At 33.6% G+C, this 22,953-nt stretch carries 24 protein-coding genes and 1 pseudogene; 10 read left to right on the forward strand and 15 right to left on the reverse strand.

The window, feature by feature from the left end; all coding sequences use genetic code 11:
- Positions 1-534: 534 nt before the first annotated feature.
- Together coaD and ES765_RS06165 are read right to left on the reverse strand one after the other, a co-directional pair.
- Positions 535-987 (reverse strand): pantetheine-phosphate adenylyltransferase, encoded by a 453-nt coding sequence (coaD, locus tag ES765_RS06160; RefSeq protein WP_138112305.1) that lies wholly within the window; start codon positions 985-987, stop codon positions 535-537.
- A gap of 31 nt (positions 988-1,018) precedes the next feature.
- A complete protein-coding gene (locus ES765_RS06165) occupies positions 1,019-1,993 on the reverse strand; it encodes a D-alanine--D-alanine ligase (RefSeq protein WP_138112307.1) in 975 nt (324 codons plus the stop codon).
- A 172-nt stretch (positions 1,994-2,165) separates the two neighbouring features.
- Between ES765_RS06165 and ES765_RS06170 the strand changes: the two genes are divergently transcribed.
- The 4 genes from ES765_RS06170 to ES765_RS06185 all read left to right on the forward strand — a co-directional run bounded on the left by ES765_RS06170 (position 2,166) and on the right by ES765_RS06185 (position 5,053).
- Positions 2,166-2,753, forward strand: coding sequence for a PASTA domain-containing protein (locus ES765_RS06170; RefSeq protein ID WP_138112309.1), 588 nt, complete (start codon positions 2,166-2,168; stop codon positions 2,751-2,753).
- Positions 2,754-2,756: 3 nt separating this feature from the next.
- The gene (locus tag ES765_RS06175) at positions 2,757-3,785 is read left to right on the forward strand and encodes an RluA family pseudouridine synthase (RefSeq protein WP_138112311.1); all 1,029 of its coding nucleotides are present in this window, start codon (positions 2,757-2,759) and stop codon (positions 3,783-3,785) included.
- Positions 3,786-3,878: 93 nt separating this feature from the next.
- Entirely contained in the window at positions 3,879-4,640 is a 762-nt protein-coding gene (gene yaaA / locus ES765_RS06180) for a peroxide stress protein YaaA (protein ID WP_138112313.1), read from the forward strand.
- A 47-nt stretch (positions 4,641-4,687) separates the two neighbouring features.
- Entirely contained in the window at positions 4,688-5,053 is a 366-nt protein-coding gene (locus tag ES765_RS06185; protein ID WP_138112315.1) for a hypothetical protein, read from the forward strand.
- A gap of 2 nt (positions 5,054-5,055) precedes the next feature.
- Here ES765_RS06185 and ES765_RS06190 read toward each other — a convergent pair whose 3' ends face one another.
- Entirely contained in the window at positions 5,056-5,184 is a 129-nt protein-coding gene (locus ES765_RS06190) for a 30S ribosomal protein THX (RefSeq protein WP_138112317.1), read from the reverse strand.
- Positions 5,185-5,276: 92 nt separating this feature from the next.
- Between ES765_RS06190 and ES765_RS06195 the strand changes: the two are divergent.
- Together ES765_RS06195 and ES765_RS06200 are read left to right on the forward strand one after the other, a co-directional pair.
- A pseudogene (locus ES765_RS06195) lies at positions 5,277-5,937 on the forward strand (uracil-DNA glycosylase family protein).
- 294 nt (positions 5,938-6,231) lie between these two features.
- Positions 6,232-8,778 (forward strand): phosphoenolpyruvate carboxylase, encoded by a 2,547-nt coding sequence (locus ES765_RS06200; protein ID WP_138112320.1) that lies wholly within the window; start codon positions 6,232-6,234, stop codon positions 8,776-8,778.
- Positions 8,779-8,853: 75 nt separating this feature from the next.
- Here the strand turns inward: ES765_RS06200 and ES765_RS06205 are convergent, their stop codons facing one another.
- On the reverse strand, positions 8,854-10,347 hold the full coding sequence (locus tag ES765_RS06205; protein ID WP_138112322.1) for a M20/M25/M40 family metallo-hydrolase: 1,494 nt from the start codon (positions 10,345-10,347) through the stop codon (positions 8,854-8,856).
- Between the two features lie 343 nt (positions 10,348-10,690).
- Between ES765_RS06205 and ES765_RS06210 the strand changes: the two genes are divergently transcribed.
- Entirely contained in the window at positions 10,691-11,980 is a 1,290-nt protein-coding gene (locus tag ES765_RS06210; RefSeq protein ID WP_138112324.1) for a sensor histidine kinase, read from the forward strand.
- 159 nt (positions 11,981-12,139) lie between these two features.
- Here the strand turns inward: ES765_RS06210 and ES765_RS06215 are convergent, their stop codons facing one another.
- From ES765_RS06215 to ES765_RS06265, 11 genes are all read right to left on the reverse strand, one after another.
- Positions 12,140-12,367, reverse strand: coding sequence for a hypothetical protein (locus ES765_RS06215; protein ID WP_138112326.1), 228 nt, complete (start codon positions 12,365-12,367; stop codon positions 12,140-12,142).
- Position 12,368: 1 nt separating this feature from the next.
- A complete protein-coding gene (gene trpA / locus ES765_RS06220) occupies positions 12,369-13,133 on the reverse strand; it encodes a tryptophan synthase subunit alpha (protein ID WP_138112328.1) in 765 nt (254 codons plus the stop codon).
- Between the two features lie 4 nt (positions 13,134-13,137).
- The gene (gene trpB, locus ES765_RS06225; RefSeq protein ID WP_138112331.1) at positions 13,138-14,322 is read right to left on the reverse strand and encodes a tryptophan synthase subunit beta; all 1,185 of its coding nucleotides are present in this window, start codon (positions 14,320-14,322) and stop codon (positions 13,138-13,140) included.
- A complete protein-coding gene (locus ES765_RS06230) occupies positions 14,319-14,945 on the reverse strand; it encodes a phosphoribosylanthranilate isomerase (protein WP_138112333.1) in 627 nt (208 codons plus the stop codon). The genes trpB and ES765_RS06230 overlap by 4 nt, the downstream gene beginning before the upstream one ends.
- The gene (gene trpC / locus ES765_RS06235; protein WP_138112335.1) at positions 14,945-15,733 is read right to left on the reverse strand and encodes an indole-3-glycerol phosphate synthase TrpC; all 789 of its coding nucleotides are present in this window, start codon (positions 15,731-15,733) and stop codon (positions 14,945-14,947) included. The genes ES765_RS06230 and trpC overlap by 1 nt, the downstream gene beginning before the upstream one ends.
- Positions 15,734-15,837: 104 nt before the next feature.
- Complete coding sequence (gene trpD, locus ES765_RS06240; RefSeq protein WP_138112337.1) at positions 15,838-16,833, reverse strand: anthranilate phosphoribosyltransferase; 996 nt, start codon at positions 16,831-16,833, stop codon at positions 15,838-15,840.
- Between the two features lie 67 nt (positions 16,834-16,900).
- Positions 16,901-17,482, reverse strand: a complete 582-nt coding sequence (locus ES765_RS06245) for an anthranilate synthase component II (RefSeq protein ID WP_138112412.1) — start codon at positions 17,480-17,482, stop codon at positions 16,901-16,903.
- A gap of 96 nt (positions 17,483-17,578) precedes the next feature.
- Positions 17,579-18,976 carry an anthranilate synthase component I family protein gene (locus tag ES765_RS06250; protein ID WP_138112339.1) on the reverse strand — a complete coding sequence of 466 codons (1,398 nt, stop codon included), beginning with the start codon at positions 18,974-18,976 and terminating at the stop codon, positions 17,579-17,581.
- A 249-nt stretch (positions 18,977-19,225) separates the two neighbouring features.
- Positions 19,226-19,807, reverse strand: coding sequence for a YceI family protein (locus ES765_RS06255; RefSeq protein WP_138112341.1), 582 nt, complete (start codon positions 19,805-19,807; stop codon positions 19,226-19,228).
- Between the two features lie 31 nt (positions 19,808-19,838).
- A complete protein-coding gene (locus tag ES765_RS06260; RefSeq protein WP_138112343.1) occupies positions 19,839-20,471 on the reverse strand; it encodes an NAD(P)H-dependent oxidoreductase in 633 nt (210 codons plus the stop codon).
- 13 nt (positions 20,472-20,484) lie between these two features.
- Positions 20,485-20,931: a MarR family winged helix-turn-helix transcriptional regulator gene (locus ES765_RS06265; protein WP_138112414.1), complete on the reverse strand. Its 447-nt coding sequence runs from the start codon at positions 20,929-20,931 to the stop codon at positions 20,485-20,487.
- A gap of 139 nt (positions 20,932-21,070) precedes the next feature.
- Here ES765_RS06265 and ES765_RS06270 point away from each other — a divergent pair, with 139 nt between their 5' ends.
- The 3 genes from ES765_RS06270 to ES765_RS06280 are packed head-to-tail and all read left to right on the forward strand — an operon-like array spanning position 21,071 to position 22,950.
- Positions 21,071-21,379: a rhodanese-like domain-containing protein gene (locus ES765_RS06270; protein WP_138112345.1), complete on the forward strand. Its 309-nt coding sequence runs from the start codon at positions 21,071-21,073 to the stop codon at positions 21,377-21,379.
- 54 nt (positions 21,380-21,433) lie between these two features.
- Positions 21,434-22,711 (forward strand): DUF2851 family protein, encoded by a 1,278-nt coding sequence (locus ES765_RS06275; protein ID WP_138112347.1) that lies wholly within the window; start codon positions 21,434-21,436, stop codon positions 22,709-22,711.
- A gap of 11 nt (positions 22,712-22,722) precedes the next feature.
- A complete protein-coding gene (locus tag ES765_RS06280; RefSeq protein ID WP_138112349.1) occupies positions 22,723-22,950 on the forward strand; it encodes a PspC domain-containing protein in 228 nt (75 codons plus the stop codon).
- The last annotated feature ends 3 nt before the right edge of the window (positions 22,951-22,953 follow it).

Consider the following 22,953-nt stretch of genomic DNA (forward strand, 5'->3'; position numbering starts at 1 on the left):
AGTATTGTAAAGCCCAAAGAGTTTGTTTCTAAAATTTTCTAAACCCAATGCCTTTTCCATAGCATTCTATGATTAAAGCAGTCTAGTTTTTACCTTTATTCCTATTTTGTTCACAAGGCTTTACCTGGAACTTCGTCTGAAATTTCATTAGTTATTTCCGTTTATTTATTTAGGGAATTAAGAAATAACGAAAAGTTAGTTGCGTCTAAACTTTAGGCTAAATATATTTTTAATTTTTATGAAATAAATCAACAATTTTTAGATTTCAATACGCAATAAATTCAATTGAAAATTTGAAACCTAACTGGGTGATGCATATATCAGTAGGAAATCTGTATGCACTATAACTATGGGTAATTGAATTTGCCTAATTCAATCCAAGAAAAAAGTTGGACTATTTATTGGTGTAAGTATGGTTAGAAAGAGACTTCCTATTAATTCATGAGAACATTCTACCTAAAACCTTGAATTAATGTGATGTTATCAAAAGATGTTGTTGAAAAGCACTTTCGTGTTGTGAAATGGCTTTTAAATCTATTTTCTTACAGAAGTAGGCACCAAACCAGTATAGTCCCCACCGTTACGAATTACGTCTCTCACAATAGATGAACTTATATATGATTTACCCGATGAGGTCAATAAAAACACAGTTTCAATCTCTGATAATTTTCTATTGGTATGAGCAATTGCTTTCTCGAATTCGAAATCTGCAGGATTTCTTAATCCTCTCAAAATAAAACTTGCATCTTCTTTCTTGCAGAAATCGACTGTTAAACCTTGATACGTTTTTACAGTAATTGAAGGTTGCCCCTTAAATGCCTCTTCAATAAATTTCATTCGTTGCTCTAGACTGAACATATATTTTTTATCGGCATTCTTTCCTATGGCAATGATTATTTCATCAAATAATGTAATCCCACGTATAATGATATCATGATGGCCTAAGGTTAATGGATCAAAAGAACCAGGAAAAATTGCTCGTCTCATAGAAAGGTTTTACTTTTTAAATATAGGTATTTTAAGACAGTGCCTCTGTAATGGTATATTCAAATAACATACCCAATTCAATACCAGCTGCTTTTGCTTGTTGTGGGAGGATACTTTCTGTAGTTAACCCTGGTGTCGTATTGATTTCTAATAAATAAGGTTCATTACCAATAAAGATGAATTCACTTCTTGAGAATCCGGTCATTTTAAGAAGATCATATATCTTTTTAGATGCCGCCGTTACTTTATCTAGCTGCTCGGTATTAATTCTTGCAGGTGTAATTTCTTGAGATTTCCCTCCATATTTAGCCTCGTAATCAAAAAAATCATTTTCAGTAACGATTTCGGTTATTGGGAACACCGTCGTTTTTCCTTTGAGTTTTAAAACCCCTACAGAAACTTCTGTGCCTTCAAGAAAGCCTTCGATGATTATTTCATCATCTTCTTTGTAAGCTGTTTCAATTGCACTTTTTAATTCTTCTTTTTTATACACTTTAGTAATACCATAACTACTACCAGATTTATTTGCTTTCACAAAACAAGGTAGTTTTACCGTATTAATAATTTCAGATTCATTTACCGCGTCACCCTTATTTAAGTAGTACGAGGGGGCAGATTTTATACCATAAGGTTTCAGAACACTGAGCAAATCTCTTTTATTAAAGGTGAGCGCTGCTTGATAAAAGCCACAAGAAGTATGGCAAATCCCTAACAATTCAAAATACGCTTGCATAAGACCATCTTCGCCAGGTGTGCCATGTATGGCGTTGAATACGCAATCGAATTTAACAGATGTGCCGTTCAATGAAATAGAAAAATCATTACGATCTACCGGTGTCTCATTATCCAAGTCATCTACATAAACCCATTTGTTTTTAAAAATATGTATTCTATAGAGGTTGAATTTATCTTTGTTCAAATAATCATAGACCACGTTTCCACTTTTTAGCGATATTTTATATTCGCTTGAATAACCACCCATTATAATTGCAATATTTTTTTTCATGTGTAAAGTCTATAGAGAAAGTTAGAACAAAGATGAAGTATTGGTGTAAAATAAAAAAGAAAACTAAGCCCATTCATTAAAGATTAAAGAATTTAGGTTTCAATCAACTATCAATAGAAGCGGCCAATTGGTAAGTGGGCATTTACTATATTTGTTGGGTTAAATAATAGGTATGAGGAATTTTTTCAATTTTTTAAAAAGTAAGACCTTTTTAATTCAATTAGGTCTTGCAGTATTAGTTTCGGTAATTACGGTTTTTCTTGTGTTGAATTGGCTAAAAAGCACCACGAACCATGGTGAATTTGTAGAAGTGCCAGACTTCTCTAAACAGTCTGTAATGAACATGAGAAAATCAATTGAGAATGCAGGTTTAAGATATGAAGTGTTGGATTCTGCCAATTATAATCCCGATTATCCAAGATTTTCCATTATCGAACAAACCCCATCGGCAGGAGCGAAAGTCAAGACCAATAGAAAAATTTACTTAACGGTTAATCCATCAGGATACAAAAAAGTCACCGTTCCTAAAATCATACAGGTAACCAAAAGAAATGCCTCTTCAATGTTGAAGGCGGTTGGTTTAGATGTACAACGCGTTACATATGTAGATGAATTAGGTAAGGATATGGTTTATCAACTAAAATTTAAAGGGAAGTATATAAAGCCGGGTGATAAATTGCCTAAAACATCAAAGATAGAATTGGTTTGTGGCAATGGTACTATACCTGAACGCGCAATAATAAAAGCAGATTCAGAATAACGAATGAATACTATAGAACGACCAGAAAAGGAAGACGGTGAACTTTTTGAACATCATCGCTTTTTAGCATCAAAAGGGCAGATTCCATTAAGGGTAGATAAATTTTTAATGAATTTCATTGAGAATGCCACACGAAATAAGATTCAACAAGCCGCCAAAGACGGTCATGTTTGGGTAAATGATGAGATTGTAAAATCGAATTATAAGGTAAAGGCAGATGACGAGGTCAAGGTTTTATTTGAACATCCACCTCATGAGTTTTTATTAATTGCTGAAGATATTCCTTTAAATATCGTTTACGAAGACGATGTGCTTTTGGTTGTAAATAAACCTGCTGGCATGGTAGTGCATCCAGGTCACGGTAATTATTCTGGTACATTGATTAATGCATTAATTCACCATACAGATAATTTGCCTGTAAATAGTAATGAGCGACCTGGTTTGGTACATCGCATAGATAAAGACACTTCTGGCTTGCTGGTTGTGGCAAAGACCGAAGCCGCAATGGCTCATTTAGCAAAACAGTTTTTTGATAAGACTTCTGAGCGTGAATATATTGCCTTGGTTTGGGGCAATGTTGAGGAAGACGAAGGTACCGTGATTGGTAATGTGGGAAGAAATCCTAAAAATCGCTTGCAGATGCACGTCTTCCCTGATGGGGAGGAGGGAAAGGAAGCAGTCACCCATTTTAAAGTATTGGAACGATTTGGGTATGTGACCTTGGTTTCATGTAAATTGGAAACTGGTAGAACCCACCAAATACGTGTTCATATGAAATTTATAGGGCATACCTTGTTTAACGATGAACGTTATGGTGGAGAAAGAATTTTAAAGGGTACCACGTTCACCAAGTACAAGCAATTTGTAGATAATACATTTAAACTACTTCCAAGGCAGGCCTTACATGCTAAAACCTTAGGCTTTATTCACCCCCTTACAGGCGAGCATATGAGGTTCGATTCGGAGGTTCCTGAAGATATGACAAATGCTATAGAGAAATGGCGTCATTATAGCCAAAAAAGTATAGAATAAGATTCTTCGATACAGTTATTTGAACTCTTTTTTGACTTTTGTAGGTCTTCCTATAATTCCTTTTTATTTTTGAGACCACTTTAAAATTACATTATGAAAATTGTTATTTCACCAGCTAAATCATTGGATTACGATAGTGTATGTCCTGTATCAAAATATACCATACCTAATTTTATTGAGGATGCTGAAAAGCTAAATAAAGTTTTAGCCAAGAAAAAACCTAAGGCTTTATCTGAACTTATGTCAATTTCTGATAATTTGGCACAATTGAACTGGCAACGTAATCAAGAATTTCAAACTCCTTTTACGCTTGACAATGCACGGCAGGCGATATATGCTTTCAATGGTGATGTGTACCAAGGTTTAGATGCTTATACGTTATCTGAAGATAAAATTGAACATTTGCAAAAAATGCTTCGAATTTTATCTGGCCAATATGGACTATTGAAACCACTTGATTTAATGCAACCCTATCGTTTAGAAATGGGAACATCATTGAGTGTTGGTAGAAAGAAGAATCTATATGAATATTGGGGTAACAGGCTTACTGATTTTTTGAATGATGAAATGAACGAAGAGGAGGTACTAGTCAATTTAGCAAGTAACGAATATTATAATGTTCTACAGCCTAAAAATATAAAGGCAACAATAATTACACCCATTTTTAAGGATTGGAAGAATGATAAATTAAAAATCATAAGTTTCTTTGCGAAAAAGGCTAGAGGTTCTATGGTGCGTTACATAATAGATTCTGAAGCGAATACGCTAGAAGATATTAAAGGTTTTAATTTAGACAATTATGAATTCAGTCATGAACATACCCTCAAACAAAATGAACCTGTATTTATTAGATAAAATATTATGTCCTCTTCTTCGTTATTAACTATACTTAACTAACGCATATGAAAAGGATATTCTTACTTTCTATTTTTAGCATAGTTCTACTATTCTCTTGTACTGATAGAGACGATAATGTGGACATGGTAAATATTCGAATTCAAAATAGTACCAAACAATTTTTCAGTGAAGTGCGCATTGCCCAGCGAGATACGGTATATGTCAATATTGCTGCAGGTGATTTTTCTGAATATATGGAATATGAGACGGCCTACCAATCATCAGCTCTTACAATCTTGACAGATTCAATGAGTTTGAATTATTTTCCTTTAGAAATACCCTCAGATTCTTTGCCTATCGGCTTTTATACCTATGAAATTACATTGGGCGAAGAAAATCAAGTTGGACTAATATTTAGAATAGACGAATAAGCCTATTTCTTTTTGTCTACTTTTATTTTCTCTTCAATTGTAGGTCGTTTTTTAATTTTTCTCGGTCTTCTTGCTCCGTAAGAATTATTTGATATTTTTCCTTTTTTAGACTTTTTGTCTCCCTTACCCATAGTTGTTATCGTTAACTTTCATTTAAAGTTAGTAATTTAGAAATGAATTGTCAATTAAATTGACTCAAGATCATAAACCTATAACGCTAAATATGTTTTTGCATACCCACCCTTACGAACCGTTTATTGACGGGGAATCTATAAAATTGATAGTGGGTACATTACCTCCACCAAGATTTACAACAGGAGATTTGAAAGAAGGCGATGTGAATTTCTGTTATGGAAGTCGAAATGGTCAATTATGGCCTATTTTAGATAGAATTTTTGGCTTGAATCTAACCTATGAAACAACTAACGAAGCCATAGAACAACGCAAGTCATTTTTAAAACAAAGGCAGATTGGTATTTGTGATATCGTAGCATCTGCTGAACGTGATAAGATAGATGCGTCAGACATAGGTATGCTGAACATTCAATTGAGAAATGTTCTAGACTATTTGGAACGATACCCAAAGGTGACAACGCTTCTATTTACAGGTGGTAATAGTAAAAATGGACCAGAATATTTTTTTAGAAAGCATTTGAAAGGGTATAGTATTTCCTTGACGAAAATTTCAGATTTCATTCCTAGAATACATGAATTTGTACATCCTAATTACTAAAACAAAGATTAGGACAGTGTCGTTAATTGCTCCTTCGGGGGCCGCTAATAGAGCTATAGGTAGTTTAGAAAGTTATAAGAGGATGAAGCGTGAAAATGCAACATTAAACACGTTAGACTTTAGAGTACTACAATACAAGGATTATTTCTAACTTAAATTTCAACAGGACTCTTTTTTAAACTAAAAAGAGTCCTGTTTTTACAACAAGACTCTTTTACGAGAACACTATATGAAAATGAAAATTTTATTTACTTGACTACACTGTAAATGTATATCTCTTATGCCTTTTATGGGAATATTTGTTGTCAATATGCACTTTTTTGTGGTATCCTTCTAGTAATATGATATTTCAATGAAATGATTCTCTTGATTCTCTTGGAATAGCGATATTTATATTGGAAATTTATCGAGTTGCCATAATGTAATGGCTAAAAGTTTTTGAAATATGCAACAACAAGAAAGGTTGGCAGAATTTAAGAAATCTGTCCAAAATAAATTTAATGTATACAACAGTCTATTCCTTAATCTTCCATATGAGAATATTGAGAATGTAGGTATGTTAATTCCATTATTGCTAGACCAATCAGAAAAAGGTCTGAGTAATGGTCTTAATCCAAAGGAAATTCTTGAGAATTTTTTTGAAAATTATGTTGATACAAAATCAGAAAAAGAACAAATAGATTTTATGTTCCGTATTATTCAATATGTAGAGCGCCAAGTGGTACTTTATGATAGTGTTGAGGATGCGGCATTTCCAAAGCTACATAAGCATTCTAGTTCTTTATCCTTGAAAGATTATTTTCAATTGGTAGAAAAGAATAATTCTTGGGATACAATTTGGGATAAATTGAGCAGTTTTAGTGCGAGAATCGTTTTAACGGCGCATCCAACACAGTTCTATACTCCTGCCGTTTTAGATATTATCACCAATTTAAGAACCCTTATTTTAGAAGATAAGATAGATGAAATTGATGTTGGACTACAGCAGTTGGGACTGACATCGTTGATTAATGCCAAAAAGCCAACACCTTTAGATGAAGCAAAAAATATTATTTATACCCTAAGGCATGTTTATTATGATGCCATCGGCGATATGTATGCGTATATAAAGGCTAGTGTTGGTGCGAAAAATTTTGAAAATCATGACATTGTAAAATTAGGATTTTGGCCTGGTGGTGACCGAGACGGAAATCCGTTCGTTACAGCAGATATTACTAAAGACGTGGTGAACGAGCTTCGTTTAACATTAATGAAATGTTACTACAATGACCTTAAAGGGCTTTTGAATAAACTTACTTTTAAAGCTGTTCAAAATCCTTTACAAAAGTTACGTTCTAACTTGTATATCGCCATGTTCGACAGTTCAAAAGATATAGGTTATGAAGATTTAATAGTACCGCTAGAGGAAATAAGAAAGATTTTAATTGAAAAATACCAAGGACTTTATTTAAAAGATTTAGAACTTTTTATTGATAAAGTGAAAATATTCAAAGTTCATTTTGCCACAATAGATATTCGCCAAGATCATAGTATGCATACCAAGGTGATTACAGAGGTGCTTATTAAGAAAGGTTTTATTAAGAACAATATTGATGAACTACCAGAAGAAGGTCTTATTGATATTTTGTTGCATGAGAATCTTCAATTGGTCGCCGAAGATTATGATGATGAAATTGTTCAAGACACGATTAAGAATATCTTACAATTACAGACGATACAAGATAAAAACGGAGAAGAAGGTTGTAATCGATATATCATAAGTAATTCTGAGGATATTTATTCTATTCTTTTCGTATACGCGCTTTTTAGATGGTGTGGGTGGGCAGATAAGAAAATAACGTTTGATATTGTACCATTGTTCGAAACAATGAACGGTATGGATACTGCACAAGCTACCATGAAGTATTTGTACAACTTACCAGAGTATAGGGCACATTTAGAAAATAGAAATAACAGACAAACGATAATGCTCGGTTTTTCTGACGGCACAAAAGATGGTGGTTATTTAAAAGCAAATTGGTCTATCTTAAAAACGAAAGAAGAACTTTCTACCGTTTGCGAAGAAAATGATATTGCTGCCATATTCTTTGACGGTAGGGGAGGACCGCCAGCTAGAGGTGGTGGTAAAACACATCGTTTTTATGCTGCACAGACCAATAAAGTGGCCAATAACGAAATTCAACTTACGATACAGGGGCAAACCATTACCAGTACGTATGGTACAAAAGAACAGTTTATATATAATAGTGAGCAGTTGTTGACAGCAGGGCTTTCGAACACTATTTTAGGAAAGGAAATTACTATTTCTGAAACCAATAGAAAGTTGGTTGAGGAATTATCTAATTTAAGCTTTAAGAAATATGATGCATTAAAACATCATGATAAGTTTATGCCCTATTTAGAGAATATGAGTACGCTTAAGTATTATACGAAGGCTAATATTGGTAGTAGACCAGGTAAGCGGGGTAATAAGGCCAAGTTAGAATTATCTGATTTACGTGCAATTTCGTTTGTAGGCTCATGGAGCCAATTGAAGCAGAATGTACCAGGGTACTACGGTATTGGCACAGCTTTAAAAACGTTGGATGATGATGGAAGATTCGAAGAAGCTAAAAAACTCTATGAAGAAGTACCTTTTTTCCAGGCTTTAATGTTGAACAGCATGATGAGTCTTTCTAAATGTTATTTCGAACTTACCAGTTACATGAAGGAAAATGAGGAGTATGGTGCATTTTGGGAGATTTTACATGAGGAGTACAAGCTTTCAAAAGCAATGCTATTAAAATTATCTGGCATGAAAATTTTGATGGAAAAGGAGGCTGTATCTAGAGAATCTATTAATATTCGAGAAAATATAGTACTACCACTTTTGGTTATTCAACAGTATGCTTTACAACGTATTGGAGAAGGAACTGAGTATAAGGAGTTGTATGAGAAAATTGTAACTCGTTCATTGTATGGAAATATTAATGCGAGCAGGAATTCAGCCTAAATCTTCTTTCAAGACGGAATATTAAGAAAGGGACCAATTTGGTCCCTTTCTTGTTTTTAATTGCTTTTGTAAACCTTATTGTGGCGTACGTAACAAGGCATGAAAAAGTTGAATGCCATAAGCAATCTGACCGATTTTTAAATTCTCATTCGGGCTGTGTTGATTATTGTCTGGGTTAACCATAGGCACAATAAAAGCTGGAATCTTTAATTCGTTTATAAATGGAGAAATCGGTACGGTACCTCCCATAATTCTTATTTGAACTGGTTTTTCGCCAAATTTATCTTCCATCGTATTTACTATGAAATTTCCAAATGGATTGGCTAAATCTGTTCGAAAAGCGTCTGTTACAGAACCTTCTGTTATGGTCACTATCTTATCATGCTGCATACGCTCCTCTTTTGTAGGAACAGTTTCCATAATATAATAACCTTGTTTTTTAATATGCTCTTTTACTAATGATTTTAATCGATCACCATCTGACTCTGGCACTAACCTTAAATCCAACTCTGCAGTAGCGGTTGCAGGAACAATTGTTCTCGCTTTATCGCCAATCCATCCAGAACCCAAACCTCTAATATTTAATGATGGATATTGTAATGATTCTTGATAAAATGAGCCAACTTTTTCAGGAGTTGAAATTGCTAGATTTGTGTTGATCTCCTCTTCATTATCTGGAACGCTTTTTAGAATTTCCAAAGTTGCATCATCTAATGTAATGCCGTCGTAGTATCCCTTGATTAAAACTCTACCATCAGAATCTTTCAACGTGGCCAATAATTGAGCTAGTTGAAAGCCCGGGTTTGGAGCATAATTTCCATAATGTCCACTATGTTGTGGATTTAGTGGTCCGTAAGTAGTTATGGATAGTGTGGTGATTCCTCTACATCCATAAATAATAGTTGGTTTACCTGATACGTGTACAGGACCATCATTGATAACCAAAAAATCTGCCTTCAATAAATCTTTATAGGTGCGTACCGCTTGTGGAAGTGGAGCACTACTTTTTTCCTCCTCGCTGTCTAAAATTACTTTTACGTTATACGGTATGTCGATATTCTCTTTTCTTAAAATATCAATTGCGTTTAGAAACATTACAATTGGCCCTTTGTCATCTGAGGTAGATCTGCCAAAAAGACGCCAGTCGTAATTGATGTCATCATTTAACTCAGAAAATGATTCCGTTTTCCAACCATCACCATCCTTAGATTTGAGTACTACATCATAAGGGTTTTTCTGATCCCATTTAGCAGGGTCGACCGATTGTCCATCCAGATGCATATAGAACAAAATGGTGGGTTTGTTATCGTCCACAGGCAATGCAGCAAAAAAGAGGGGTAAACCATCTGTTTCCAAGATTGAAGTATTAAATCCTCTTTCTGTAAACTTTTTTCTAAGCCAAAAAAGGTTGGAGTCTATATCATCTGGATTAAGGGCATCGTTGGGTATAGATACAAAGTCTCTAAGTTCAACGATGGCATTTGCTACCTTCGATTTTATCAATATAGAGTCTTGTGCGGTAATAGTGAAAAGGCTTAAAAAAGCCATAAAAAAAAGTGATTTCTTCATTCTAGTGTTCATTTCTAAATCAAAGTTAAATGTACTGATATTTAAAGAAACGAAACCTTAATGATTGTATGTTTTAGGGAGTAGATAAATTATATCAAGTTCAATCTGAATCTCATCTATTTTCGGTTAGAATTAAAAGTGAATTACGATTTTTGAATTTAAAAAAAAGAATAGAATATGGTTTATTACTATAAAAATTGAGAGGATTTTATATACAATGGTTGTTGTTTTAAGTCTGATTTCAGATAAGTAGAGAGATATACATTACTATTTTTTAAAGCAACTTAAAAAATATATTAAAATATAAGAAAAGTAATCTATTTTCACTCTATTTAATACCGTTATGGAAGAAGTAGGAGTTTATGTAAAGCAAGGAGATAAAGTACATTTCTCATTTAAGCGAATTAAATACTTAGCAAGTTTGCTTATTGGGTCAATGACCTTAGGCATTATTATGCATACCCTGATGTATTATAGGACCTTTGGTTTGGGTATTATGGTTTATTGTGATTTGCTATATTTAGTAGTTATTGCAATTTTGGCAATATTATATATTTTAAAGGTTATCAAGTTAACAACCTTCCTTGTGATTATTTCTTATTTGATACTTTTCTCCTATGCGCTAGTTTTACCGTTTCTATTTAAGCTAGAAGATTTTAGCTTTTACTCTTATTTTCTGGAAATACAGTTTTTGATTATGTTATTTGGTCTTATCCTAACCATTGGAGTTAGGCCATACCATGATTTAATTTTGGGAGCACTTAACATAGTATTTGCTACTATTTGTATTTTTATTGTGCAAGAGTTTCAAGTTGAAACATTTCTGTATTACGTGTCCATTGTAACAGCAAAATGTATTATTTGTTATGTGATTTTTGAACAGTTTTTTAAGCTAAGAAGAAAAATGAAAAAACATAATGAAACTATTATAAAGCAGAATGCGGAACTTTTGGAGTTGACCAATTTTAGAAAGGACATTATTAGAATTATTGCACATGATCTACGTAATCCTGTTAATCAAATAGCATCCTTACTTGATGTGGAAACATATAGTGAAACTGAAGAAGAACGAAATGAAATCATGGGTCATATGAGAAACTCTGTAGGCACTGCCTATAATATGCTAGAGAATCTTTTGAATTGGGCCATGCAGAATGATGACTCTTTAAAAGAATTTACCATGATTAATGTTGAGGACCTTATTCTTTCAGTTGAAAACCAATTGTCGGATGAGCTGGTTCATAAAAGGATTAAGATTGTTAAAAGAATTGGTTTTAATGAAGAAATATTCTACTCCAAAAATGTAATTGAATCTGTTACTAGAAACTTACTGCTAAACGCAGTTAAATTTTCGCCTATGGATAATGACATTATCGTTTATTTAGAAAATAGGGACACAAATTTCAGTCTAAAGTTTTTTAATAAAATTGAAATGACTGAAATAGAAAATATTGATAGATACACTACAGATAAAATACCATTGCAAAGTACAAATGGAACGAATAACGAGATAGGTTCTGGCAACGGATTGTTGGTGTGTCGTGAAATGTTGGAAAAAAATAATGGTAAACTAACACTAGAGTTAAAAGATGATGGTGTATTTGCAACAGTCTATGTTACTAAAGTGCTTTAGATTTTAGTTAATCGGAGCTGGGTTTAGGTAGAATTAAAAAGGTTGAAATAATTCAGATTATGGTTTATACTTTATTTTTATCAAAACCTATTGCCCTGTATTCATAACCAATAGAACAAAATATAAATATTTCGTAGGCCTATAGTATCCTTTAGGCTATTAATTTGCTCGTTTCTTTACCACGCTAATGACTAGTAATCGTATTAAAAGTATATAGGGAAAGCCGTGTAGAACTACATCGAACCAATCCATAAAGCCCATACCATTGGCTCCGCCTATAATCCATTGGAGTTTGCCCCAAATATGTGGTTCTGGGAAAAAAGGTGCCATACCCAAGGTTAGGCATAAAAGGATAATTAGTTTCCAATTGTTTACAAACTCTTTCATATTAACGTATTTGTTTTATGAATTCAGGTATTGCATCAACCCCTTTAGCTGTAATATGTTTTATAAAAGCTGAACCAATAATAGCTCCATTTGTAGTTTTGGTAGCTTGTTGAAAGGTTTCCGCGTCCTTGATACCAAAGCCAATAATCTGTGGGGTTTTTAAATTCATCTTGAAAATTCGCTCAAAATAGATTTCTTGTTCTTGCCCAAAACCAGATTTTGATCCAGTAACACTAGCGGAACTTACCATATAGATAAATCCGTCTGAAGCTTTATCAATCTGGCGTATTCGTTCATCGCTCGTTTGTGGGGTAATAAGAAATATATTGCGTAAACCGTATTTTTTGAATATTGCCTCATATTCCGATTGATAAACATCTAATGGTAGATCTGGCATAATGATGCCGTCAATACCAATTTCTTCACACTTTTTACAAAATGCCTCAACACCGTATTGTAGCAACGGGTTGAAATATCCCATAACAATCAATGGAATAGAAACCGATTTACGAATATCTTTCAGTTGATCAAAAAGTATTTCTGTAGTCATCCCATTTTTCAATGCTGCAGTAGAGCTTTCTTGAATAGTGGGGCCGTCTGCTAAAGGATCACTAAATGGTAGGCCAATTTCAATCATATCGACACCGTTCTTCTCTAAATCTTGTATGATTTGAACGGTATCGTTAAGTGCTGGATAGCCTGCTGTAAAGTATATGGAAAGAAGTTTTTCATCTTCTTTTAATTTATTGTTTATTCTATTGTTCATGTTCTTATGCTAGCTTGAAATAATCTATATAGGTGCTCAAATCTTTATCACCTCGTCCCGAAAGACTTATGACTACTATATCATCTGGTTTGAATTTCTTATGGTCAAAAATAGCAAAGGCATGTCCTGTTTCAATGGCTGGTATGATTCCTTCTAATTGTGACAATTCTAAGCCTGCGGCCATTGCTTCGTCATCTGTAGCAGAATAAAATTCTGCACGCCCAGATGTATGTAAATGCGAGTGCATAGGTCCTACTCCAGGATAATCTAAACCGGCAGAAATAGAATAGGGTTCTGTAATTTGTCCGTCAACGGTTTGCATTAACATGGTTTTGCAACCATGGATGATACCTACTTTTCCTAGTGCGGATGTAGCCGCACTTTCTCCGGATTCAATTCCTTTACCTGCTGCTTCCACAGCGATGATGCCAACTTCCGGTTCATGAAGAAAATGGTAGTAGGTGCCAGCGGCGTTACTTCCGCCACCTATACAGGCAACGACATAATCAGGATTTTCACGTCCTTCTTTTTCTTTTAACTGCCATTTAATTTCTTCCGATATAATCGATTGAAAACGTGTAACCATATCAGGATAGGGGTGTGGCCCAATAGCAGAGCCTATAATATAATACGTATCTACTGGATTGTTGACCCAATCCCTTATGGCTTCGTTGGTTGCATCTTTCAGGGTTCTACTTCCCGATTTTGCAGGTCTTACCTCTGCACCCAACATTTTCATTCGGGCTACATTTGGGGCTTGACGAGCAATATCAATTTCACCCATATATACAATACATTCCAGACCCATAAGTGCACAAACAGTTGCTGTTGCAACCCCATGTTGACCTGCACCAGTTTCTGCAATAATTCTAGTTTTGCCCAGTTTTTGGGCCATAAGAATTTGACCAATTGTATTGTTAATCTTATGCGCACCGGTATGGTTGAGGTCTTCCCGTTTTAGATAAATTTTGCAACCGTGTTTCTCAGATAAACGTTTTGCAAAATATAGAGGAGATGGTCTACCTACATAATCCTTTAAAAGCTGATGAAATTCTTTTTGAAAAGATTCTTCATACATTATTTCAAGATAATTACGACGTAATTCTTCAACGTTGGGGTACAACATTTCGGGAATAAATGCACCGCCAAACTCACCGTAATATCCTTTTTCGTCAACATTGTAATTCATAGCGCTACTTTAAATAGTTGTAATTCAATAATTTTTTTCAACCCCGGCTCCAATTCAAATTTACTGTTCACATCAATGGCATGACAGTATTTAGATTCTGGTAATTCCATAAATTCTTTAATCTGAACCATATTTTCTAAGCCAATACCACCACTTAAAAAGTATGGTTTTGTAGATGGATATTTTTTTAAAACAGTCCAGTCGAAGGTATAACCATTCCCTCCGGGTAATTTACCTTTGGTATCAAATAGGTAATAATCGCATACCTTTTCAAAAGGTTTCAACGAGTCAAAATCAAATTCGTCTTTTATTAAAAAAACTTTTATAATATCAACCTTCTGATTGATATTTTTCAATTCCGAAGAAATTTTAGCACAGTATTCTGGACTTTCATGACCATGGAACTGTAATCCTTGTAATTGGTATTTTTTTACAGTCTCTATGATATAATCGAACTCAGCATCAACAAAAACTCCAATTTTATTTATGTTATGAGGAATATCAGGTATTTCTCTTTCAAAGAATCTTGAAGAATGTTCCCAAAAAATAAAACCAAGATAGTCTGGACGTAATTGTGCAACTTCAGACGTATTCAATTTCATTCCACAGACTTTTAGCTTCATTACGATTTTTTTAATTTTTTAATAAATTCTATCGCACTTTGCCCAGGGTTCTCAGTTTTCATAAAATTCTCTCCAATTAAAAATCCTTTGTAACCATATTCCTTTAATTCTTGAATCGCTGCAATAGTACTGATGCCACTTTCAGAAACTTTCACAAAATCATCGGGGATCAATTTAGATAGTGATTTACTTGTATCAAGACTGACTTCAAAAGTTTTTAGGTTGCGGTTATTTACCCCCAACATATCTAGACTTGGCATGATAGATTTGTGTAGTTCTTCTTTATTATGCACTTCTAACAGCACATCCAATCCTAAACTTTTGGCAAGTTCAGAAAAGGTTTTGATTTCTTGTCTCGTTAAAATAGCGGCAATTAACAGTATAACATCTGCACCATATGCTTTCGCTTCTATAATCTGATATTCGCTAATAATGAATTCTTTTCGCAACAAGGGTAATTCTACAGATGCTCGTGCCAAAACCAAATCTTCTAATGAGCCGCCAAAGTACTTAATATCGGTTAAGACACTAATGCCACAAACGCCAGCTTTATTATATCCTTTTGCTACTAGGCCTACATTGGCATCTTGGTTTATACTCGATTTTGAGGGAGATCTACGCTTAAATTCAGAAATAATACCAGTGTCACTTTGCTTCAATGCAGTAGACAAAGAGTTTGTCTCTCTTTCAAACAGAGCCGATGCCTCATATTGTGATACTGGAATTATAGATTTTTTTAAATCGACCTCCTTGCGTTTATCCGCTACTATTTTTGAAAGTATATCCATAAGGTAGTTTTTGGTTGTCACACCTATTATCCCGAAGGAATCTATTTTTTAAGGCCTATAAGTGACAGATTACTTTGTCGCAAAAAGCTCCGCCTATTGACATTTTAATTTCTACTTAATTCCTGTATTTTTTTTAAGCTTGCTAAGCCTTTTCCTCTTAACAAAGATTCTTTAGCTCTTTCAAAACCTTGAATGGGTGTTAGCCCTTCTACTGTAGCAATGGCAATACCAGCGTTGGCACATACTACATTGTTCTGCGCTTCCGTACCTCTACCTTGTAAAACATTCAGAAATATTTGAGCAGAGTCCTCAATAGAGTCGCCACCAACGATGTCTGCTTGATTTATTTGTTTCACACCAAAATCAGACGGTTTTAACATGCTTTCTTTTTTGTTTGAAATGGTTTTGGTATTTCCTGTTAATGAGATTTCGTCGTAGCCATCTAACGCATGTAAAACCGTAAAATTTTTATCGGTCTTTTGATAAAGATATCCGTACATACGAGCAAGTTCTAAATTAAACACGCCTACCATTTGATTTTTTGGAAATGCCGGATTCACCATAGGTCCTAACATGTTAAAGAACGTTTTTACACCTAAATCTTTACGAATGGGAGCCACGTTTTTCATTGCTGGATGGAATAAGGGTGCATGCAGCACACAAATTCCCGCTTCATCGATACATTTTTCTAGAAAGTCGGCTTCATTACTAAACTTAATACCTAGAAACTCCATCACATTACTACTACCGCATTTAGATGAAACTCCGTAGTTACCATGTTTGGTCACTTTTACACCAGCACCAGCTGTAACAAAAGAGGCCAGAGTTGAAATATTGAATGTGTCTTTACCATCACCACCGGTTCCACATAAATCAATTGGATTATAGGCTGATAAATCAACGGACAAACACAAATCTAATAATGCATCTCTAAAACCTTCTAGTTCTTCAATGGTGATGCTGCGCATCATGTAAACCGTTAAAAAGGCCGCTATTTGACTCGTATTATAATCTCCTTTTGCGATATTGACCAAAATATGCTTTGCATCATCCTTGGAAAGAATTTCGTGATTTATAAGTTTATTTAGTGTATCTTTCATTTTCTTGATAGTATTAAGAATTTAGTGCTAAGTATAAAATAAATCGTATTCCCTTAGTATCCTTTTACTAAGCTTTAGCGTTCAACCAATTCTCTAACATTTTTTTCCCATGTGGCGTTAATACAGATTCTGGATGAAATTGTACAGCATGAACATCATAGGTTTTATGGCGTAAAGACATGATTTGTCCGTTGTCATCAACTGAGGTAACTTCTAAAATATCTGGCAGTTCTGGGTTTACGACCCAAGAATGATATCTGCCTACTTCAATTTCAGTTGGTAGACCTTTAAAAATAACATCCTCTTTTATAATTTTGATTTTAGTGGCAATACCGTGATAAACAGTATCTAAATTAATAAGTGAGCCACCAAATACTTCTGCAATAGCCTGTTGCCCAAGGCAAACACCAAAAATACTTTTGGTCGGTGCGTATCTAGCAATAATTTCCTTCAACAACCCTGCTTCATCTGGTATACCAGGACCTGGAGAAAGAACAATTTTATCAAAAGCTTCCACTTCTTCTAAAGTGAGTTGGTCGTTTCGTTTTACAATGACTTCACAATCTAATTCTTCTAAATAGTGAACCAGGTTGTACGTAAAACTATCGTAATTATCTATGACTAAAATGGGCCCACCTGACCTCCCCATTTGAGAGAAGTTAGATTGTTTGTTATTTTTTTTTGTATCGTTCATTTTTAAATTTCAACTATTCGTAAGGCATGGTTTATAGTCTCCCTTAAGGAGTTAAATGTCCTCCGCGATTTCTAATGCCTTAGTCAAAGCGCCCAATTTATTATAAGTTTCCTGTAATTCGTTTTCTGGATTAGAAGCAGCTACTATTCCCGCTCCTGCCTGATAGTGTAGTTTATGGTTTTTACTAAGAAAAGTTCGTATCATAATGGCATGATTAAAGTTGCCGTTGAAATCCATGAAACCGATTGCACCACCGTAATAACCCCTACTTGTTTTCTCGTATTTTTCAATTAATTGCATGGCCATGTGCTTTGGTGCACCACTTAAGGTACCTGCTGGAAATGTGTCTGCTACCACTTTCATTGTAGATCTATCACTTTTTTTCATTCCGGTAACTTTCGATACCAAATGTATAACGTGTGAGAAAAACTGTACTTCCCGGTAATTTTCTACCTGTACCACATTACCATTTCTGCTTAGGTCATTTCGTGCCAAATCTACCAGCATCACATGCTCACTGTTTTCTTTATCATCACTTTTTAATTCTTTGGCCAGTTCAGCATCCTGTTCGTCATTCCCAGTTCTTTTAAAGGTGCCTGCTATAGGGTGTATTTCTGCTTTTCCATCACTGACAATTAATTGTGCCTCTGGTGAACTTCCAAAGATTTTAAAATCGCCATAATCAAAATAGAATAAATAGGGAGAAGGGTTTACCGAACGTAAAGCCCTATATACATTGAATTCATCACCTTTAAACCCTTGAGAAAACCTTCGGCTTAAAACCAGTTGAAAAACATCGCCACGTTGACAGTGTTTTTTAGCTAAGGCAACTTGTTCTCTGTATTCCTCTTCCTCTAAATTAGATTGTGGTTCACCTTCTATCTTGAAATTATAGGTAGCAAAATTTTTAATATTTAAAAGTTGCTCTAATTCTGGTATATTATTTTCAGTTTCATAGCAATGAGCGAAAAGATAGGCCTCATTTTTAAAATGATTGATGGCAATAATATTTTGGTAGACCGCATAGTAGATATCCGGTATATGGATAGAGTCCTTTTTTACGGTTAAATTAACATCTTCAAAATACCGTACGGCATCATAGGCCATATAGCCAAAAAGGCCGTTGTTGATGAACTTAAAATCATTACTATCGGCCTTAAATGCTTTACTGAAAGCATCTATAATTTCTACAACATTTGTGTTTTCATCAATTGAAAATTCTTCGATAGCCCCATCTGGGAAATTTTTAGTTACCGTTTCGTTTTCAATTTTTATAGAAGCTATAGGATTGCAGCAGATATAGGAGAAACTATTATCATTGGCGTGATAGTCACTACTCTCCAATAAAATACTATTTGGAAAACGGTCTCTAATTTTCAAATAGACACTTACCGGAGTTAGAGTGTCCGCAAGAATTTTTTTATGATATGTTTTAAATTGATAGGCCATAGGTACTTTTATAAAATAAGGAAGGCTTGTCGTGATGACAAGCCTTTATATAGTTTTACTACAATGATGCTTAGCTCACGTTGTTGTTCGTAAGTTGTTCCACCACCAAGTATTTACAATTAAATTGTTCATTTCGCATCAAATATAGAAAGGAATTTTAAACCTACAAACTTTGTTTATGTGAAAAATAAAAATCCCTTTAATATTTTAAAGGGATTTAAAATTAGATACTATCTAATAGTCAAATTGTTATAGTGCTAAATCAACCACTAAATCGAACTCATCATAAATTGCTTTATCACCAAGGTCATCAAAAAAGCTTCCAGAACCATATTTGATATTAAATTTAGTTCTATCTAGCTTAATTGTTGCAGTAGCTTTGTTTTCGAACATAGACACTACCAGTGTGACAGGCTTAGTAATTCCTTTAATGGTCAAATCACCAGTTACAGTATATGAAGTATCATTCATAGGTTTAACTGAGGTGAAAACTAATTTAGAGGTAGGGTTAGCTTCTACGCCAAAGAAATCTGCAGATTTTAAATGGCCTTCTAATTTTTCTTTTCCTTGACCGGCTTTTAAATCATTATTAGTTAAAGATGTCATATCAACAACGAATTCTCCACCTGTTAATGATTTACCGTTCATTTCCAAAAAACCAGATTTCAAATTTATGGAGCCGTCATGTTCCCCTGTAACCTTATATCCTTTCCAAGTCACGGTACTTTCACTAACTTTAATTTGTTTTTTTTCATTTTCAATAGGGGTAGAGGCTATTGCTGTAAATCCGAAAACTGCCGCTAAAGCGATACTTAATATAGTTTTATTCATGCTTTTTATTTTAAATTGTTTGTGAGATTAGTTATATATATGTAATTATTTGTTCTTTTGAATATCGAACCTTTGGGTGATTTTGAGTTTTATCCTCATCTGATCTATACCCTATAGTTAAAACAACAGATGCGTTAAGGTTTTTGTCATTAAGACCTAGTATCTCATTATATTGTGTTTTGTCAAAACCTTCTATTGGGCAAGTGTCGATTTCCATTTCAGCTGCTATAGTCATGAGATTACCTAGCGCTAAATAGGTTTGGTCAGATGTCCATGATTTTTTTTGGGCGTCCGTAAGACCTAAAAGAATACCTTTCACGAATTGCGAGTAACCTTCAACATCCTTTTTTGTTACACCACGAATTAAAATGAGATTATCTACATAATTGTCAACTAAACTTTCATCAAAAGTAGGTTTGTTGGCTAAAACCAAAAGGTATGATGCATCAGTTATTTGTGATTGATTCCAAGAAGCCTTTCTTAATTTAGACCTTACTTCGCTATCTTCTATTACATAGAAATGATATGGTTGTAAACCGTATGATGATGCGGTTAATCGTGCTGCTTCTAATATAGTATTAAAATCTTCTTTGCTTACTTTTTTAGAATTATCAAACACTTTCGTGGCGTAGCGCCAATTTAATTTATGTAGAACGTCTTTCATGTTTTGTTAAAGCTTAAAATTTATTTAGTAATGTATTTAATTCGTTTAATTCAGATTCATTAAAATTTACAAGAATTCTATTTTCTGTTTCAAAAAGTATTCCATCGATGTTATTTAGAATGCTTAATCCTGATTCTGTTATCAAAATCTCTACTTTTCTTCTATTCTGCTCACATACTTTTCGACTTACAAAACCTTTTAAAATTAACTTGTCTACCAACCTAGTTGTATTGCTCATTTTGGAAACCATACGTTTATTAATTGTAGATAGGTTTGCGGGGTTCCCTTTTTGTCCACGAAGAATACTTAATACATTAAATTGCTGAATAGATATTTCAAAAGGTTTTAATGCAGATGAAATTTCTTCATCAATTTTATTCATTATTAAAGATAAGTGAATGATTGTGCGTTTATGGAGCGGTATTTCAATAGTTGACTTTATAATCTTTTCAACATTCATGTTCATACAATATTTGTCTATACAAATGTAAAGTGTATTTTAATTATTATTAATTTTAGTTGATTAATTTTTTGTTAAAATTTGACAGGAATTCTATTTTAAAAAAAATCGATTATTTTTACCTCTTAATATAAGTACTATGGCAGATTTATCACAACAAGTTTGGGAAGAGCAATTAGAAAAGGATTCTAATGCTGTTATTCTTGACGTTAGAACAAATGAGGAAATTGAAGACGGAATAATTCCTAATTCTATCAATCTAGATATTTATAAAGGTCAGGAATTTATAAACGAATTGGAGAAACTTGATAAATCCAAAAATTATTATGTCTATTGTAGATCTGGTAATAGAAGTGGTCAAGCTTGTGCTATCATGAAAAGTGTCGGTTTTGAAAATTCCTATAACCTACAAGGTGGTTTTATGAATTGGGAAGGAGAGACAGCTTAGTATTTTTCTTTTAAAATTATACCCGCTTAATAGCGGGTTTTTTACATTTAGGGCATGAGAGAAGATTTACTGCATTATGTCTGGAAGTACAGAAAGTATCCGGTGAATGGTCTTACCACTTCAACAGGTGAAACTATAAATGTAAAATCATCAGGCATTCATAATCAATTAAGTGGGCCTGACTTTTTTAATGGAAAAGTTGAACTCAACGGTCAATTATGGGCTGGTAATGTGGAAATTCATATAAAGTCTTCAGACTGGTATGCACATAATCATCAAAAAGATTCAAACTATGATAATGTGATACTGCATGTAGTTTGGGATGACGATGTCTCAGTTTTTAGAAAAGACGGAACTCAGATTCCTACGCTATCCTTAAAACAATATATCTCAGTAGAACTACTTGAAACCTATCAAACCCTATTTGATGCTAGAAATTATAAATTCATCAATTGTGAAAAGGACTTTAATCAAGTTGATGAATTTGTGAAGAATAATTGGTTAGACCGGCTTTATGTAGAACGATTGGAGCAAAAATCGGTTTTTATTAATCAATTGCTTGAGTATACGAATAATGATTGGGAGCATGTGTTGTTTTTAATGCTCTTGAAAAACTTTGGTTCTAAGATAAATGGCGAGGCATTCTTAGAATTAGGAAAATCTATTCATTTTTCTATTATCAGAAAACTTCATCTACAAACATTGGCGCTAGAAAGTTTATTAATGGGGCAGGCAGGTTTTTTAAATGAAGATTTAGAAATGGACCAATATTATAAAGACTTGAAAGGGGAGTATTCATTTTTGAAAAATAAATACCAGCTTACTCAACCCTATAAATCCCCAGAATTTTTTAGACTAAGACCTTCAAATTTTCCAACGATTAGATTAGCACAATTATCTGAAATTTATGGAGCAAATAACAATTTATTTCATTTATTAATTGAACAGGATAAACCAGATTTTTCTGAAATATTTAATTTAGGAACAAGTGAATATTGGAAGTCTCATTACAATTTCGGTAAAAATTCTAAAAAGGTTTCAAAGAAAATTTCAAGTTCCTTTTTAGATTTAGTTTTGATTAATACTATAATTCCACTGAAATTTTGTTACCAACGTTATAAAGGTACTGAAGATAATGAGTCGTTATTTAAGACAATGGTCAAAATTAAAAATGAAGAGAATAGAATTATATCGAATTATAGCAAGTTGGGTAGTAAAATTAATGAAGCAAAGGCATCTCAATCATTTCTTCAGTTATATACTGAATATTGCGACAAAGACAAATGTTTAGATTGTGCCATAGGTGCACATTTAATCAATTTAAAAGTCTAATTTTATACGTCATGAATGTATTCTATAACTTATTACACTACTTTCAAAAAAGAGGATTCGAAGTTTGTGGTAGAATTGCCGAGCGTTTAGGTATAAGGGCTAGGGTAGTTAGAACATCATTTATATACCTCACTTTTGTTACGGTAGGTTTTGGTTTTGCACTTTATCTTTTTCTAGCTTTCTGGTTAAGAATTAAAGATTTAATATATACCAAACGAAATTCTGTTTTTGATTTGTAATTT

It is taken from the genome of Maribacter sp. ACAM166, from assembly GCF_005771495.1.
Classification (GTDB): Bacteria; Bacteroidota; Bacteroidia; order Flavobacteriales; family Flavobacteriaceae; genus Maribacter.